We start from the raw sequence: 17305 nt of genomic DNA on the forward strand, positions 1-17305 counted from the left end.
GTTTTGAAACTTGGATTCCTGTTTGCAGGTCAGGGCAGCCAGTTTAAGAACATGGGCCAGGACTTATACAAAGACCAACCGTTGTACAAACAGACGATTGATCAGGCTTCGAAGATTTTAGGGATGGACATGTCTGATCCCAAGGTCTTCGATGATATCAATAATGCTCAGGTCGCTATTTTGACCATGAGCTATGCAATTTACCGGATCTTACGGACGAAGTTACCTGAACCTGCAGCCATGGTTGGCTTGAGTTTAGGTGAATACAGTGCCTTGATCTCGGCCGGTTCATTATCATTTGAAGATGGCTTAAAATTAGTTCACGACCGTTCCCATTACATGGACGAGGCCGGAGCTAAACATCCGGGTGCCATGGCTGCCGTATTAAAGACTGACCCATCAAAGGTCAAGGCCATTTGTGACACCGTTGACGGTGCTTACCCGTGTAATTACAACACGGCTACCCAGACTGTCATCGGTGGAACTAAAGAAGGCATTAAAGCGGCTCGTAAAGCTTTGAAAGCTCACGGAATTCGCATCGTAATTCCGTTAAAAGTTGCCGTTGCCTCACATACGCCGTTAATGCAGTTGGCTAGTGATCTATTAGCTAAACGGATGGCTAAGATGACTTTTGCCGCCCCTAAGACGACGGTTATGAGTAACACTTTAGCTAAACCGTTTACTCAGCAGAACATCAAGCCAACCTTGATCAAACAGTTGGTTAACCCAACTCACTTTGCTCAGGATGTGGCCGCATTAAAGCCAATGCACTTGGACGGCTTGGTAGAAGTTGGCCCGGGTCATACGTTAAGTCATTTGGCTCACAAGACGTTGCCTGATGTTAAGAATTATCGTGTAGACAGCGTTAAGACGTTGCACGACACTTTAGATCAGCTAGGAGTTAAATAAAAATGAGACAAATCATTTTAATTACCGGTGCCACTAAAGGCTTAGGTCTAGCTGACGCTAAGCGCCTTTCTCGTGACCCGAATAATCAGATCATTATTAATTCTCACCGTAAATTAAGCGATGACGAAGTTAAGAAGATTCAGGATCAGCTGGTACATCCAGCTGACATTTTAGTTGGTGACGTTAGTGACGAAAAAGCCGCTCAGGGCATGGTTAAAGATGTCTTTAAGAAGTACGGTCATATTGACGTTTTAGTTAATAATGCCGGCATCACCCGTGACACCTTAATCCCGTTAATGAAGGAAAAGGACTTTAAAGATGTTTTAGATACTAACTTAGTCGGGACCTTTAACATGACGAAAGCCGCTCTTCGTTACATGTTCAAGAAGCGTCATGGTGTCATCGTTAATATGTCCAGTGTTTCTGGCTTACATGGTAACTTAGGTCAAGCTAATTATTCCGCTAGTAAAGCCGGAATCGTTGGCTTAACCAAGACGACCGCCCAAGAAGGCTCGTTACGGGGGATCCGTTGTAACGCCGTTGCGCCTGGGATGATCGCTACGGCCATGACTGCTAAGTTAAGTGATCGGGTCGCTCGTCGTTGGAAGAAACAAATTCCGATGCATCGTTTCGGTAAACCCGATGAAGTTGCACAGACGGTCGAATTCTTAATCAATAATCAGTATATGACAGGTCAAGTCATCACGTTAGACGGTGGCTTGACCATTTAAGTTTAGAGGAGAATCTTTTAATGGACGAAGAATATATTTCAAAATTAATGAATAATTTTGAACACTCCAGTTTAAACGAACTCCGTTTAACAAGTGGCAGTGATTCAATTTACTTCAGTAAGTTGAATCAGCCGGGCGCAGTTGCTCAGAATAACGTGGCTCCTAAAGTACAGGCTCCCGTTGCTCAACCAGCTGCTACTCAAACACCACAGACGAACGCTAGTCAAGCCAAGCCAGCAACTAAACCGGCGGCCAAGAAACCAGCTGGTGCTAGTATCAAAGCACCATTAGTTGGGATTGTATACTTCCGACCCAACCCGAAGAAGCCTGTCTTTGCTAAGGTTGGTTCCCACGTTAACAAGGGCGACATTGTTTGTCAGATCGAAGCCATGAAGGTCTTAAACAACGTTAAGGCTCCTTGCAGCGGTACTATCACCAAGCAGTTAGTTAAGAACGGCTCAATGGTTCAATATCATCAGCCGATCTTCAGCATTAAGAAAGATTAAACGATGGACGCAGATAAATATATTCCACAACGTTATCCGTTTAAGATGACTGATCGGGTCATCGATATTCTGCCCGGTCTATCAGCAGACGCAATTAAATTACTGAATATCAATGACTGGTATTTCGATAACCAGTCCAGTGATCCTAAGATGCCGAAACCGTTAGCAATCGAAGCACTGGCTCAAACTGGAGCTTGTGCAATTTTATCGATGAATCAATTCGCTGGTAAGAACGTCTTCTTTGGCGGGATTAAACAGGCCACTTTTAAAGACGCTTTCCGTCCAGGTGATATTTTACATTTGTCCGTTGAAATGCAGCGGATCATCGGTAATTTTGGCATTGGTCACGGAGTAATCGTTCGTAATCATAAGGTAATTTGTACTGCTGATTTAATTTTTGCGGTCGAATGAGTTTGTAAAGGATGATGTCATTGTTTAAGAAAGTATTAATTGCCAACCGTGGTGAAATTGCGGTCCAGATCATTCGAGCTCTTCACGAAATGGGCATCAAGGCGGTTGCCGTTTATTCAACAGCTGATCGTAACAGTATGTTCGTTCACTTGGCTGATCAAGCTGTCTGCATCGGTGGTCCATTACCGGCTCAATCATACATCAACATGGGCGCCATCATCGACGCTGCCGTTTTGACCGGTTGTGACGCTATTCATCCCGGCTACGGTTTTCTAAGTGAAAACGCTGAATTCGCAGCCTTATGTGAAGACTGTCATATCAAGTTTATCGGACCGAGTTCAAAGGCCATCAGTTTAATGGGGGATAAGGCCAGTGCCAAAGTTACCATGAAAAAAGTTGGTATCCCGACCATTCCCGGTAGTGACGGCAATTTAAAGAATGTTCATGAAGCCTTGGATCTAGCTCATAAGATGGGCTACCCAGTGATGTTAAAAGCAACTGCCGGTGGTGGTGGTAAAGGAATCCGTAAAGCCACCGATGACAATAGCTTAATTCATGAATTTCAAGCCGATCAACGTGAAGCTCAGTTAGACTACAACAATGGCGCCATTTACATGGAAAAAGACATTCAGAACGCTAAACACGTTGAAATGCAGGCCATTGCCGATGACTTCGGCCATGTCGTATACTTCCCAGAACGTGACTGTTCATTACAACGTGAACACCAAAAGGTCTTAGAAGAAACGCCGTGTTCCGAAGTTTCACCTAAGGAACGAAAATACTTAGGCAGTTTAGTTACTAAAGCTATGAAAGCCACTCATTACACCAATACTGGTACCGTTGAATTCCTATTAGATGAAGACAACCATAAGTTCTACTTCATGGAAATGAACGCTCGTCTTCAGGTTGAACATACGATTACTGAAGAAGTATCTAACGTTCAGTTGATCAAGGATCAGATTTTAGTTGCCGAAGGTCAGCCGTTACCATACACCCAGAAAGACATTCATCTGAATAGTTACGCAATGGAATGCCGAATCAACGCTGAAGACCCTGCTAAGAACTTCATGCCAACACCAGGTAAGATTATTTACGCTAACTTCCCGTTTGGTACGAAGGGTGTCCGAATTGATTCCGGAGTTCGTCAGGGTGACGTCATTTCACCATATTACGATTCCATGATTGCTAAGATCATTGTCCACATGCCGACCAAGAAGCAGGCGGTATCCAAGATGGCTCGAGTTCTGAAGGAATTCGACATCAAGGGTGTTCATACCAACCGTCAGTTTCTGTTGGACTTAGTCCGTGATAAGGGCTTTCAAGAGGGCAACTTCAATAATCGTTATATTGAACAGTCGTTCTTAAAAGATTGGATGAGTAAACATGCAAAAGACTGAAACTGAAGTAGAAAAACGCATGGCCACACGGATTCCTGATCATATCTTCATCAAGTGCCCAATTTGCGGTCACGTCTTTTACCGTCGTGAATTAGGTAAGTATGATGTTTGTCCGCATTGCCAGTTCGGCTTTCGAATCGGCTCACAAAAACGAATTAATTTGACCTGTGATAGCTTCAAACCGATGTTCCATAATTTACAGGCTCCAAAGCGCTTTGCCAGTGATAAAAAGTACTTAGCTAAGTTGCATCAAGTTCGGAAGCGCACTGGATTAAAGGAAGGTGTCGCAACCGGAGTTGCCACCATCAAGGATGAAAAATTTGCTTTAGCCGTTATGGACTGGCGATTCGTCATGGGTAGCTTAGGTGTTGCCATGGGTGAAAAGATTACCCACTTGATTGAATTCGCTACCAAAAATAACTTACCGGTTATTCTATTCACCGTTTCCGGTGGTGCTAGAATGCAGGAAGGTATCGATTCCTTAATGCAGATGGCTAAAGTTTCTCAGGCTGTATACGAACACAGCCAGAAGGGTCTACTTTTGATTGATGTCTTGACAGGACCGACAACCGGTGGTGTTACCGCCAGTTTTGCTTCCGAAGGTGACATTTTAGTCAGTGAACCGCATGCTTTAATCGGTTTTGCCGGTCGCCGTGTTATCGAAAAGACGATTCAGCAGGTCCCACCGAAGAACTTTCAGCGTTCAGAAACGTTATTAAAGAACGGCTTCTTGGATAAAGTCGTTCCGCGTCCTCAGATGAAGACGTTTCTGTATAAGATGCTGAAGTGGAATTAAGGAGGCCCTAGAATGAAGAAAGCACCAGAAGCATACGATCGAGTTCTTGCAGCTCGTAGTAAAAATAAAGTTAGTATTAAGACCTTGATCAAAGGCATTACCGAAGATTTTATTGAACTTCACGGTGACCGAGCTTACCAGGATGATCCTGCCGTTATCGGTGGTATCGGTCTGATTAATCATAAACCCGTTACGATCGTTGGGATCCAAAAGGGTTATGATATGAAGTCGAACATGAAGCGTCACTTTGGTTCTGCCGAACCATCTGGTTATCGTAAAGCATTACGTTTGATGAAACAGGCCGCTAAATTTAACCGGCCGATCATTACTTTAATCAACACCCCAGGTGCTTATCCGGGTGTTGATGCTGAATACCATGGCCAGGGTTATAATATCGCTCAGTCCATTATTCAAGGCTTGAACTTACCGGTTCCATACATCAGCGTTGTCGTTGGTGAAGGTGGTTCCGGTGGTGCACTTGCATTGGCCGTTGGTGATACCGTTTGGGCCTTTGAAAACAGTGTCTATTCAATTCTTTCACCGGAAGGCTTTGCCACGATTTTGTGGAAGGACTCCAGTAAAGCTCGTGAAGCCGCGTCCGTAATGGGCTTGACACCAAAGACATTGTTAAAGAAGCACATCATCGATAAAATCGTTCCTGAAGTTCATGATGCCAAAACGATGCGTCACTTCAAGACGATGCTGATCAATGAGATCAAGACCTTGAGTAAGAAGCCGAAGTCACAATTATTGAAAGAGCGTCACGCTCGTTTCCGTAATTTTAATTAAAAGTTAAAAGAGATGTCAGTTGTGTCAGGAATTTTAGATGGTAAACAAATCGTCGTGATGGGAGCATCTAACCGCCGCAGTATTGCGTGGGGATGTGCCAAGGTCATGGCTGAACAGGGCGCTAAGATTATTTATACTTACCGTAACGCCCGCTCCAAGAAACATTTATCACGCTTAGTTGGTGATGATAAGCCAATGGTTCCGTGTGATGTATCCGATGACGAAAACATTAAGAATGCTTTTGCTGAAATTGGTAAGAAGTACGGTAAGATCGACGGGGTCGTTCATGCGATCGCCTATGCCGATCCTGAAACGTTACAGTCCAAGTTAATGGACGTTAAGAAACCCGGTTATAATTTAGCCCAGGATATCAGTACCTACTCGTTCATTTCCGTTGTTCATTACGCTAGTAAGATTATGAATCCCAAGGGTAGCTTCATTACCATGACTTACATGGGTGCCACCCGAGCAATTCCAAATTACAACATGATGGGAGTTGCCAAAGCCGCTTTGGAAGCTAGTGTTCGTTACCTAGCTCGTGATTTAGGTCCAAAGGAAATGCGTGTCAACGCCATTTCTGCCGGTGCCGTTAAGACGTTATCAGTTACTGGAATTAAGCATCATCGAGATCTCTTGAATGAATCAGAAGCTCGAACCGTTGATAAGAAGAGTGTCACCATTGACGAAATTGGTGGAGCTGCCGCTTTCTTAATGAGCGACTTATCAACCGGTGTTACTGGTAACGTGATCTTCGTTGATAAAGGAGTTCATCTTCTAACTTAATGATTGTTTTACACGATACGATTACCAACCCGATTTATCAGCCGTTATATAAGCAATACCGAATTGACGTCCATAAATTTCACCCACGACAAAGTTTAGTGGGAAAATGTTTATTGGCGAAGTTATTTCACGTTCCATTATCGAAAATCATTAGTGGTGACATGTTTATTCACGGTCGATTTGGTAAACCGTACTTAAAAGATCATTCGTTATCCTTTAACATTACGAATTCAAAGGAGCAGGTGATCTTAGCTGCTGATAAAACACCGATTGCGGTTGACACCGAAAAGATTCGCCCAATTGATTACCATCGAATTCATCGCGCCTTTACGGGTGATGAAATTAATTACCTGGCTAAAGTACCCAAGGATCAGCGTTCTCGAGCCACACTAAAGTTGTGGACGATTATCGAAGGCGTTCTAAAACAGGTAGGTACCGGCTTGAACGGTGGTGTCAGAACGGTTCATACTTTGGTACCGGATCTTAAGACTGCAACCCGGAAAGGTAAGCAGTATCGCTTAATTCCGTATAACGTAACTCCTGAATACGTCGGCACCATCATAAAGGATCTTTAATCATGGCTGATCAACTAGATTCATCACAGATTAAAAAATTCATTACTACGAGCCCGAAACCGGTTGTTGATACGTTTGCGCAGATTGATTCAACCCAGACGTATTCGTTAAAGCATCAGTTCATCACACCACACGTGGTAATTGCTGATCACCAAACCCAGGGTCGAGGTCAGCGTGGCCACCGTTTCTATTCACCGAAGTCGAGCGGGATCTACATGACGATCACGTTACCGGCTAAACAACGCTTCATTATGAAGCCCGGTGTTTTGACAGCTGGTTTAGGCGTTGCCGTAATTAAGGCCATTCAGCCTTACGTCCAGAAGCGAATTAATCTAAAGTGGATGAATGATATCTACTTAGATCAGCGGAAATGTGGTGGGTTGTTAGTTGAAACCCACAGTACCAGTGATAATTCGATTCGTAGCTTTGTGATCGGGATCGGACTAAATTTATATACCCATTCGTTTCCAAAATCGATTCAGCAACGAGCGGGTTATCTATTCAGTCATCAACCGTTGGTATCCCGTAACCAGTTAATCGCTAGGATTTATGATTACCTGGTTAAGATGGCACGTGCGTCAGATCAGGACATTTTAAATGATTATGAAAAACGTTTAATTTGGATTCATCAAAGTGTTACTTATCAAATCAACGGTCGTCAGCAAATCGGTCGAGTTCTTGGCATTGATGACATGGCCCGACTATTAGTAGAAGATCAGCAACAGCAGATTCATCACTTAAACTATCGAGACGCTTCGCAGGTGCGTCTACTACAAACTAGATAGATATACCAAAATTGAAAGGACATTATTTTATGAGCGTTTTAAACACAACTGATATTATGAAATTAATCCCGAACCGTTACCCAATCTTATTTATCGATAAAGTCGATAAGTTAGTACCGGGCAAGTTCATTGAAGCCACCAAGAACGTTACCATTAACGAAAACTACTTCCAGGGTCATTTTCCTGGTAACCCGGTAATGCCTGGTGTCTTAATTATTGAAGCCATGGCTCAGGTTGCTTCAATCTTAATCTTAAAGTCACCTAAGTATAAGGGCATGACTGCTTACATGGGCAGCATTAAGAACGCTAAGTTCCGTAAAGTTGTTCGTCCCGGCGACGTTTTACGTTTTGACGTCAAGATGGGCCGTCAGCACTGGAACATGGGCTTAGTTGAATGTAAAGCCTATGTTGGTGACAAACGTGCTTGTGAAGCCGAACTCTCGTTTATCGTTCCGGCTGCTAAAAAATAGGAGGTATCTTTCATGTCACATCGTGTCGCAGTAGTTGGAATGGGAGCCGTTAGTCCGTTAGGCAACGACTTACATTCTTTCCTTGACGGAATTTTTGCATCCAAGACTGGAATCGCACCGATTACCCACTTTGATGCCAGTGATACCGGAATTACAGTTGCCGCTGAAGTTAATAATTTCGATCCAACCAAATATATGAAGCGGAAGACCGCTCGTCGAATGGACCGTTTTTCTCAGTTTGCCGTAACCTCTGCATTCGAAGCCATGAACAACGCCGGCTTAAAGAAGGGTGACTATAACCCTGATGACATCGGTGTTATCTACGGTTCCGGAATTGGTGGCTTAGATACCATTCAGGCTCAGGTTATCAAGATGTACAAGAAGGGTCCGCATCGTGTCTCACCATTCTTCGTTCCTGACGCCATCATTAACATGGCTGCTGGTAACATCTCCATTAACTTAGATGCCCGTAACATGAGTGAAGGGATCGTTACCGCATGTTCATCCGGTACCAACGCCATTGGTGATGCCTTTGAACGCATCAAGCAGGGTAAAGCTACCTACATGATCACCGGTGGTGCCGAAGCATCCGTTAACGAAATCGGAATTTCTGGTTTCGCCGCTTTAACCGCCTTATCAACGTCTAAGGATCCAAAGAAAGCCTCCATGCCATTTGATAAAGACCGTGATGGTTTCGTCATGGGTGAAGGTGCCGGGACCTTAGTCTTAGAAGACTGGGATCATGCCAAGAAGCGTGGTGCTCACATCTTAGGTGAAATCGTTGGTTACGGTAGTACCAGTGATGCCTACAAGTTAACCGCCCCACGTCCGGACGGCTCAGGTGCTATTCGTGCTATGGAACAGGCCATTAACGAAGGTCACATCGCTAAGAACGACTTAGACTACGTTAACGCCCATGGTACTGCCACCAAAGATAATGATGGTGCCGAAGCTCAAGCTATCGCCAAGTGTTTTGCCGGAAACGACCACTTAGAAGTAAGCAGTACTAAAGGGATGACTGGTCATGCCTTAGGTGCCGCCGGTGCTTTAGAAGCCGTTATCGTAATCGGTGCTTTGAACCGTGGTCAGATGCCAGTTAACGTTGGCTGTTACCATCAGGATCCGGAAGCTAAGATTACCTTGGTCAATAAGCAGAATAACAAGAAGCCGATTACCACCGCCATTAGTAATTCATTTGGCTTTGGTGGTCATGACGCCGTCTTAGCATTTCGTAAAGCTTAATTTATAAAAATAATTTTTAGACTAAATAAAGCCATGATTTTTAATAAATCATGGCTTTATTTTTTATTTGATTGATCGGTAGATAATCCCGATGATCACGGCCGCGTTACTGATTAGATCCTGAGCTGATTCCTTTTCACCGTGCCGGATCCAGGTAGATAGGGTACTAATAATTAAGTGGGTTAAATCTGATAAGAAGTAATCCATCTGCGCATCTGAGACGTTGTTAGCGATTCGAAAATGTTTCCGGATTAAGCTAAGTCGATTCATCAGGGTGTTATAAATGATCTGGGCTTGATGTGATTTGATAATGGCTTCAAATAACAGATGATTCTTGATGCACAACTCAGCACAGTAGAGAAATAGGTCTCGTGTTGAACTGTTGTTTGACGATTTAGATTTAATGGCCGCCTGCTTAAAAAGCAGGTCACATTCATACGCCAACACGTCGCGCTTCGAATCAAAGAGCCGGTAAAACGTTGCCCGGCCGATCGTTGCTTCATGAATGATCTGTGAAATGGTGATTTGGTTGAGATTATGATTCTTAGCGATACATTTATTAAAACCTTGGCAAATTAAAGTTGCGGACCGCTGAGACCGTTTATCAGGCTTAATGTGATACATAGAATCGCCTTTTCTTATGAAACAAAATTTAGTTTTTTATTCAACATCTATGGAACTATTGTATCATATTATGAAATGTTCTAGTCTAAGCATTGATAAATAAAATTGAACACAAGTTAGGAGGCAAAGCGATGAAAAAGTTATTTGGTCGATTCGGTCGCTCGATTCATCGCCACGCTAAGGTATGGATCACGGCCATCGTCCTGATCACCATTTTTCTGACCTTTGGTTTACCCAAGATTCAGATGAAAATGGGTAACGATGTCTTCGTTAGTCCAGGCCGAGCAATTTATCAGAATTCTCAGACCTACCAGAAACATTTTGGTGGTGATTCACTTTACGTTCTCTTAAACGGGCCACGTAAAAACATTTTGAACCACAAGACGATGCAGGATATCGCTCGTTTTAGTCATAAGGCTAATCATGTTAAAAACATTAAGAACACGACTAGCGTCGTTAATTTAGTCAACAGTGAACTAAAGAATAAACAGTCTTCCCAGGCTAACATGAGTAACGTTAACCGGGCTAAGTTAAAGAAGGATCTTTTGAGTTCGATGTCGAAAGCTCAAAAGGCCAAACTAGCTAAACAAGCTCAGGCTTCTTTAACATCTGCTCAAAAGGCTCAAGTTCAGCAGTATACTTTGACTATCTTGACACCGGCTCAAAAGCAGAAGATGCAAGCTTTGCAGCAAGCTGCGATGGCTCAAGCCATGCAGAAGACCGGTGGCAATCAGCAGATGGCTCAAATGGCTGTTGCTTCAGCAAGCCAGTCACCCGCTGGAAAACAAAAGCAACAGGCCATGGTGGCTAAGGCTTTGAACAGCGGTCAAAAGGCTAAGATCAAGGCTTACGCCATGACAATTTTGAACCCTGCTCAGCAAAAAGCTTTACAGGGTAGTGCTGCTAAGAGCATTCCAAAAGTTCAGAACATGTCAACGCCATTATTACGTGACATCTTCTTGGACAAGAACGGTAACATTCAAAAGCCGCTCAAGCTGTTATTCCCAAGAAACGGTCGCCACGCTTTGATGGTTCTGAACACGTCCAGTAAGTCATCAGACATGAGCGTCGACGTTCAGTTATCCAACGACGTTAAGAACGCTATGAAGAAGACTCACTTTAACTCCGGTGTTACCACTAAGTTAGCCGGTACTCCGCACATCTTAGGCCAGGTCAACGCTGAAGTTATTAAGAACATGGGCATTATGCTGATTTTCGCCGTCATTTTGATGGTCTTGATCCTAGCGCTAGTCTTCCCAGTTCGTCGTCGGATCTTACCGTTACTGTTCGTTCTAATTTGTCTAGATGATACATTTGGTATCATGGGCTGGGTTGGCTTACCACTGACCTTAGCTACCATGGCAACCTTACCAATCATCATTGGTTTAGGTACCGACTTTGGAGTTCAATTCCTGAACCGTTACGAAGAAGAATTTAAGAAGCGTCATGATTCAACTAAGTCAATTGAAGTATCGATTGAAAACATGGGTCCTGCCGTCGGAATTGCTTTGATCGTAATGACCCTGAGTTTCTTAACGATGTTCCTTTCTAAAGCGCCGTTAATGCAGAAATTCGGGATGACCTTGGCCATCGGGGTTGTAATCAGTTACTTCATTGAAATGATCATGATCTTCGGTACCGTTAGTTTACGGGATGCCAAGATGACTGATCGTAAGGTTCCAAAGAATAAATCTAAAGTTACACCTCTGTCTCGTCTATTAGCTCGTTATGCGGGCTTCGTTATGCGTCATGCATGGCCAGTTCTGATTATTGGTTTGATTTTAGGTGCCGTTGGTTTCTCAACTGAACCTAAGATTGGTGTCGATACTCAGTTAACCCACATGATTCCGCAAAACATGTCAAGTTTAGTCAACACCCGTTACTTACAGCATAAGATTGGTTCAACCATGTACATTACGTACCTGGTTAAGGACCATCACGTAACGAATCCTAAGGATATGCAGAGATTGTATAATTTAGGTCAGCATGAAGAACACAAGTACACTAACGTTAAGGGTGTTACCAGTGTTGCCACAACCTATAAGAAGAGCAACGGTAAGTTTACGGCATCGCAGAGCAAGATTAACTCCACGATCAATAAACTGCCGAAGTCAGTTCGTCAGACTTTGATTAACAAGCCGCATACTTACGCTACGTTGCAGTTCAAGGTTAACCAGAATTCACCATCCAAGGATCAGTTACATCTGATGAATAATATTTCGCATGATTTGCGTAACGAGAAGGGTATGACAATTCGTTCAGCCGGTACCCAGAACATGATGTTCCAAGGTATTAAGAACATGACGGCTAATCGTGATTTAATCATCGTAGTTGGTCTCTTGATCATCTTCGTCGTTCTGTTCTTGGTATACCGCAACTGGCGCCTGGCAATCTTCCCGATCGTTCCAATTATGATTGTCTTAGGCTTATCACCATTGACCCTGTTCCTGATGCACACTTCGTATAATCCATTAACGGTTTCACTGAGTGCATTAGTCTTAGGGATTGGGATTGAATTTACAATTCTGATTATGGAACGTTACCGTGAAGAACTTGCTAAGGGTAATGGTTCTGAAACTGCGATCACCAGAGCAATTAGCTATGTTGGTCAGGCAATCACCGCTTCCGGTTTAACCGTTATCGGGGGCTTCGTTGCCATTATGTTCTCTAGTTTCCCAGTCTTGAAGAGTTTTGGAATGATCACCGTACTTGATACCGCTTATGCATTGATCAGTGCCTTGACCATTTTACCAGCCTTCATGTATGTACTCCGGAAACGTTATCATAAGGGCTCGATCAAAAAGAATCATTTTGAATAAATAATCATAAATTAAAAGCCAGTCAATTTTGACTGGCTTTTTTGTTATCATGTGGATTAGGAAGTGGTTTATATGGATCAACGATCAGTTAACGAACGGTTAAAAGCTGCACCCAATCCGATTATTGATAATTACCGAAAGATCGTCTGTGAACACAAGAAACAGATCATCGATAATAATCACGTCGGTTGGAAAGTCCTCGAATTAATGGTGTATAAAAATCGTCATCATTTCTTTCACGATCAGGGACATTGGCGGTCATGGAAAGACACGACGTTACAGGATAATGCCCGAAGCATGACCGAAAAGTCCGTTAGTATTGGTTTAATGCTAACGAAATACTGGCAAGGCCAGCCCTTGAATATGATGCAGAGTGCAATGATCAAACCCTACGTTAACCTAAGTAAAACGAAATTCTTACGTTAGTCGTTAGCTTTGATGAATTTAGCGATTCGTTCCGCGATTAGCTGATAAGTAGCTCGAGTCGGGTGGACGTGGCTATCGTTAAGCCGCTGTTTATAGTTATTGTCATTGATAATGGGACGCGGATCTTCTTCCCAGTTAAGGACCGGAACGTGGCACTTTTGATACGTTTTTTCTAACGTGTTTAATAATTGTTTAAAAGTAAAGCCGACTGCATTTTTTACGTTATCGTCGTTCTTATAAAAATCGTAACGGGTTAGTGGTAAAACGCCCCAGATTTTAAGCTTTGGGTAGTTTTTATGCAGATATTTAAGGTTCTTTTTAAGGGCCGCTGAGATCTGTTTGAGATTATGATCCGTATGGTCATAGTCGTTGGTTCCGTAGAACAAAATGACGCCACGATATTGTGGAAAGTGGGTATTTCTAAGCTGACTGGTCATGTCACCTAAAAAGGGTCCGGATAGGGATGCCGCATCGACACCCTGATTGATGACCTTTTCACCTAGAATCTTTTCGAGATCTTGCGGATAGGTTCCGGTAAACAGATCGTGGTAGCCGTCAAAGCCACGGGTGACAGAATCGCCTAACGCCACTAACATTAAAATTCCTCCATTATTGATTAATTTGAGTTAAATATATTGTACAATAAATGTACGCCCTTGGCAGGGAAAGACTTTATTGGTTGACTTGGTTTAACTGATGAAGTCTTTTTACCTATCACGACCAAGCCGTTCGTTACTTAAAGAAGGGTTAACCCATATGCATTTTCGTCGAGTTATCGTGGTTGATATTGCGTCGTTAGGACTCGGTGCTATGCCTGACGCAAAGCGATATCATTCTGAAAAAGCAAATACGCTCGGACATTTAGATGAACAATATTTACTGAATGTCCCAACATTACAACGATTAGGCCTCGGGAACATTCGTCGTCATCATCAGTTCCTGACAATCCCGCCGGCCAAAACGCCGTTAGGATTTTACGGCAAACTCAAAGTCAGGACCCATTCGGGAACCAAAGATGCTAGTCTACGTGAGATGTTTGACTTCAATGAACCGTTACGGACTTTAAGTGTCTTTAATCATTTATCGCGTTGTCATTACCGGACTATCATTATTTCCCGGTTCATTAGTTACTTAGCGGATCAGGACTGTTGCTTACAGATCCAGAGCGCTAATGACAACACAGGGTTCCGAAAATTGATCAATAATTTAAAGCAGATGGATACCGGTTTGATTTATTTACAGGTTCCTGAGTTACAGTGGGTCGCCACGCAAAAGGATCCACAGGGTTATGCCGCTCGACTTTCGATCGTTGATAAGCAAATCGAACTGTTAATGTCAACGTTGACGTCAACGGATTTACTGATCATTACGTCAAGCTTCGCTAATGATCCTAGTTATCCGGAAAGACAAATCACCCGTGAATACTTACCATTGATTATGTACACGCCGGAAGTATCTAAGGGCCATTACGTCGGCACTCGGAAGAGCGTTGGTGACATTGCTGCTACATTGATCGATAACTTTAAAGAACCTGGAACTGAGATTCCGTTATCGAATAGTCTGTTGCGGTCGATGTGACCTGAGTATGTTAAAATAAAAAATGTGAAACTAGTTTTTGTTTCACGAGGAGGACTTTATGGATCCGGAAGAGTTTGTTCAAGCTTTGAAGAAGCTGGGGATTAAGTTAAATGACCATCAGCTTGCTCAGTTTGATCTTTATTATCATTTATTAATCAAAGCTAACCAGACCGTTAATTTAACGACCATTACCAGTAAGCCTGATGTGTATTTAAAGCATTTTTATGACTCAATTACACCGGCTCGATTTATTGAAGGCTTGCGTCATCATTCGTTATCAATTTGTGACGTGGGCGCTGGTGCTGGTTTCCCGTCGTTACCGCTTAAGATCGCGTTTCCGCAGCTCAAGGTCACCATTATAGATTCGTTAAACAAACGGATTAATTTTTTGCGTGATCTAGTTCATCGGTTAGACTTGAAAAACGTTAAGTTATACCATGCTCGAGCTGAAGACTTCGGTAGTCGTCGGTCGCATCATCGTGAGCAATATGACTTGGTAATCGCTCGTGCCGTTGCCAGATTAAACGTCTTAAGTGAATTTTGCTTACCGTTGGCTCGAATCGGCGGTGAATTCGTAGCGATGAAATCCGTGAATGCACCGGAAGAACTAGATCAGTCCCGTTACGCGATTGATCAGCTTGGTGGCAAGGTCATTAATGATCACACTTTTAAATTACCGGTATCGGGTGATATTCGACGGATTATCGTGATCAGAAAACAGAAACGGACTCCAAAGAAGTATCCTCGTAAAGCTGGAACTCCTAACCGTAGACCGTTACTTAATACCAAGTAGTCGCTTTTAAAGGAGGATTACGATGGCTTATGTCATTTCGTTAGCCAACCAAAAGGGTGGCGTAGGTAAGACTACGACAGCCATTAATCTAGGTGCTGATCTAGCAACTCTAGGTAAAAAGGTCTTGATTATCGATGCCGATGCCCAGGGTAACGCTACGAGCGGGGTCGGTATTCGTAAGTCGAGCATTCAAGCTGACATGTATAACGTCTTGATTAATAAAGAACCGCTTAAAAACATCATTAAATCCACGACGCATAAGGGATTAGATATCGCACCGGCGACCATCCAATTATCAGGGGCTGACGTTAGATTGACTCCGATGATTGCTCGAGAAACCCGCTTAACGGAAGCTATCCGACCGGTCAAAAAGGATTATGATTACATCTTGATCGATTGTCCACCATCGTTAGGTCTGATTACGATCAACGCTTTCTGTGCCAGCGATTCGATTTTAATCCCAGTTCAGAGTGAATATTATGCTCTAGAAGGTTTAAGTCAGCTCTTAAACATTATGAAGCTGGTCAGAGAGCATTTTAACCCAAACCTTAAGCTCGAAGGGGTTTTGCTGACGATGTATGATTCACGAACTAAGTTGAGCCATCAGGTTGATCAACAGGTCCGTGAGTACTTCAAGGGTCTGGTCTATAAGACCGTGATTCCGAGGAACGTTCGTTTGTCAGAGGCGCCCAGTCACGGATTAGCCATTTCTGACTATGATCCTAATTGCAAAGGTGCTAAGGTTTATATGCAATTAGCGAAGGAAGTGCTAGCTGCTCATGGCAAGTAATAAAAAAGGCTTAGGCCGTGGGATTGCTGCTCTGTTTGGTGACAGTAGCTTAAATACCGGTGAAACGGTCGTTCACATTCCACTAAGTAAACTAGTTCCGAACCCGTACCAGCCGCGAGTTCGTTTTGATCGAAAATCGTTAAACGGTTTAGCCCAATCGATTAAAGAGGATGGTGTTTTTCAGCCGATTATCGTTCGGAAGTCGCTTCACCATGCCGGTCAATACGAGATCTTAGCTGGTGAACGACGTTTTCGGGCTTCAAAGATCGCTAAGAAGCAGACCATTCCCGCAATTGTCCGCAACGCTACCAATGAACAAATGATGGAAATTGCCGTCATGGAAAACTTACAGCGTGAAGATTTGACACCGTTAGAAGAAGCTAAAGCTTACAATACGTTGATGATCAAGCTTCATTTAACTCAGTCACAGGTTTCGAAGCGCCTCGGTAAAAGTCGTCCATACATCGCTAATTACTTACGGCTTTTAGGTTTACCGACCGAAGTTAAGGCGATGCTTCAAAACAAGCAGTTGTCAATGGGTCAAGCCCGTGCGTTATTGGCCGTTCAGAATAAGCAGCAATTAGTCGCTTTGGCTAAACGAGCTTACCAGAAGACCCTGACCGTTCGTCAGATCAATCAATTGATTGCCAAGATGCAGCCACAGCAAAAACGGCGCCGGCGTCGATACAGTCCTCGTAAGTCACCGTTTGTGCGTGAGACCGAAAATCAACTCCAGGATAAGTTCGGAACTAAAGTGTCGTTGCATAGTCCCCGTGGTAGTCATGGTAAAGGTCAAATTAAGATTGATTACACGTCTCAGAATGATTTGAACCGAATTCTGAAGATTTTAAACATTAACTTGGATTAGAGTGGTGATTAAT

The 17305-nt window shown here is 43.3% G+C and carries 20 protein-coding genes; 18 read left to right on the plus strand and 2 right to left on the minus strand.

Translation table 11 applies throughout. The annotated features are described in order from the left end of the window. Positions 1-3 precede the first annotated feature (3 nt). From ELX58_RS00515 to fabF, 12 genes are all read left to right on the plus strand, one after another. Complete coding sequence (locus ELX58_RS00515; RefSeq protein ID WP_133441240.1) at positions 4-909, plus strand: ACP S-malonyltransferase; 906 nt, start codon at positions 4-6, stop codon at positions 907-909. 2 nt (positions 910-911) lie between these two features. Continuing rightward, positions 912-1640, plus strand: a complete 729-nt coding sequence (fabG, locus tag ELX58_RS00520; protein ID WP_133441241.1) for a 3-oxoacyl-ACP reductase FabG — start codon at positions 912-914, stop codon at positions 1638-1640. A gap of 20 nt (positions 1641-1660) precedes the next feature. Next, positions 1661-2146, plus strand: a complete 486-nt coding sequence (locus ELX58_RS00525; protein WP_133441242.1) for an acetyl-CoA carboxylase biotin carboxyl carrier protein — start codon at positions 1661-1663, stop codon at positions 2144-2146. Positions 2147-2149: 3 nt separating this feature from the next. Continuing rightward, positions 2150-2557: a 3-hydroxyacyl-ACP dehydratase FabZ family protein gene (locus ELX58_RS00530; RefSeq protein WP_133441243.1), complete on the plus strand. Its 408-nt coding sequence runs from the start codon at positions 2150-2152 to the stop codon at positions 2555-2557. Positions 2558-2577: 20 nt separating this feature from the next. Continuing rightward, on the plus strand, positions 2578-3954 hold the full coding sequence (locus tag ELX58_RS00535; protein WP_133441244.1) for an acetyl-CoA carboxylase biotin carboxylase subunit: 1377 nt from the start codon (positions 2578-2580) through the stop codon (positions 3952-3954). Next, complete coding sequence (locus ELX58_RS00540) at positions 3941-4750, plus strand: acetyl-CoA carboxylase carboxyltransferase subunit beta (RefSeq protein ID WP_133441245.1); 810 nt, start codon at positions 3941-3943, stop codon at positions 4748-4750. Before ELX58_RS00535 ends, ELX58_RS00540 begins: the two co-directional genes overlap by 14 nt. 12 nt (positions 4751-4762) lie before the next feature. Continuing rightward, positions 4763-5539: an acetyl-CoA carboxylase carboxyltransferase subunit alpha gene (accA, locus tag ELX58_RS00545; protein WP_133441246.1), complete on the plus strand. Its 777-nt coding sequence runs from the start codon at positions 4763-4765 to the stop codon at positions 5537-5539. A gap of 21 nt (positions 5540-5560) precedes the next feature. After that, a complete protein-coding gene (gene fabI, locus ELX58_RS00550; RefSeq protein WP_133441247.1) occupies positions 5561-6322 on the plus strand; it encodes an enoyl-ACP reductase FabI in 762 nt (253 codons plus the stop codon). A gap of 113 nt (positions 6323-6435) precedes the next feature. Next, a complete protein-coding gene (locus ELX58_RS00555; protein WP_162614576.1) occupies positions 6436-6897 on the plus strand; it encodes a 4'-phosphopantetheinyl transferase family protein in 462 nt (153 codons plus the stop codon). A gap of 2 nt (positions 6898-6899) precedes the next feature. Continuing rightward, on the plus strand, positions 6900-7682 hold the full coding sequence (locus tag ELX58_RS00560) for a biotin--[acetyl-CoA-carboxylase] ligase (RefSeq protein WP_133441249.1): 783 nt from the start codon (positions 6900-6902) through the stop codon (positions 7680-7682). A 29-nt stretch (positions 7683-7711) separates the two neighbouring features. Next, positions 7712-8152, plus strand: a complete 441-nt coding sequence (gene fabZ / locus ELX58_RS00565; protein WP_133441250.1) for a 3-hydroxyacyl-ACP dehydratase FabZ — start codon at positions 7712-7714, stop codon at positions 8150-8152. Positions 8153-8164: 12 nt separating this feature from the next. Beyond that, positions 8165-9394, plus strand: coding sequence for a beta-ketoacyl-ACP synthase II (gene fabF / locus ELX58_RS00570; protein ID WP_133441251.1), 1230 nt, complete (start codon positions 8165-8167; stop codon positions 9392-9394). Positions 9395-9457: 63 nt separating this feature from the next. On the opposite strand, the gene ELX58_RS00575 is transcribed toward fabF, so the two are convergent. Continuing rightward, on the minus strand, positions 9458-10018 hold the full coding sequence (locus tag ELX58_RS00575) for a TetR/AcrR family transcriptional regulator C-terminal domain-containing protein (RefSeq protein WP_133441252.1): 561 nt from the start codon (positions 10016-10018) through the stop codon (positions 9458-9460). Positions 10019-10149: 131 nt separating this feature from the next. Between ELX58_RS00575 and ELX58_RS00580 the strand changes: the two genes are divergently transcribed. Next, complete coding sequence (locus ELX58_RS00580) at positions 10150-12837, plus strand: efflux RND transporter permease subunit (RefSeq protein ID WP_133441253.1); 2688 nt, start codon at positions 10150-10152, stop codon at positions 12835-12837. Positions 12838-12909: 72 nt separating this feature from the next. Further along, positions 12910-13263: a hypothetical protein gene (locus ELX58_RS00585; protein ID WP_133441254.1), complete on the plus strand. Its 354-nt coding sequence runs from the start codon at positions 12910-12912 to the stop codon at positions 13261-13263. Here ELX58_RS00585 and ELX58_RS00590 read toward each other — a convergent pair. After that, a complete protein-coding gene (locus tag ELX58_RS00590; RefSeq protein WP_133441255.1) occupies positions 13260-13859 on the minus strand; it encodes an SGNH/GDSL hydrolase family protein in 600 nt (199 codons plus the stop codon). The two genes, ELX58_RS00585 and ELX58_RS00590, sit on opposite strands and share 4 nt — an antisense overlap. 160 nt (positions 13860-14019) lie before the next feature. Between ELX58_RS00590 and ELX58_RS00595 the strand changes: the two genes are divergently transcribed. From ELX58_RS00595 to ELX58_RS00610, 4 genes are read left to right on the plus strand one after another with little or no spacing between them, the layout of a single operon-like run. Continuing rightward, the gene (locus ELX58_RS00595) at positions 14020-14841 is read left to right on the plus strand and encodes an alkaline phosphatase family protein (RefSeq protein WP_162614577.1); all 822 of its coding nucleotides are present in this window, start codon (positions 14020-14022) and stop codon (positions 14839-14841) included. A gap of 58 nt (positions 14842-14899) precedes the next feature. Next, positions 14900-15634, plus strand: a complete 735-nt coding sequence (gene rsmG, locus ELX58_RS00600; protein ID WP_133441257.1) for a 16S rRNA (guanine(527)-N(7))-methyltransferase RsmG — start codon at positions 14900-14902, stop codon at positions 15632-15634. 22 nt (positions 15635-15656) lie between these two features. Then, positions 15657-16424 (plus strand): ParA family protein, encoded by a 768-nt coding sequence (locus ELX58_RS00605; protein WP_133441258.1) that lies wholly within the window; start codon positions 15657-15659, stop codon positions 16422-16424. Then, a complete protein-coding gene (locus tag ELX58_RS00610) occupies positions 16414-17292 on the plus strand; it encodes a ParB/RepB/Spo0J family partition protein (protein WP_133441259.1) in 879 nt (292 codons plus the stop codon). The genes ELX58_RS00605 and ELX58_RS00610 overlap by 11 nt, the downstream gene beginning before the upstream one ends. Positions 17293-17305 lie beyond the last annotated feature (13 nt).

Origin of the sequence: Acetilactobacillus jinshanensis (assembly GCF_004359375.1) — a bacterium.
In the GTDB taxonomy this organism is placed as follows: domain Bacteria; phylum Bacillota; class Bacilli; order Lactobacillales; family Lactobacillaceae; genus Acetilactobacillus; species Acetilactobacillus jinshanensis.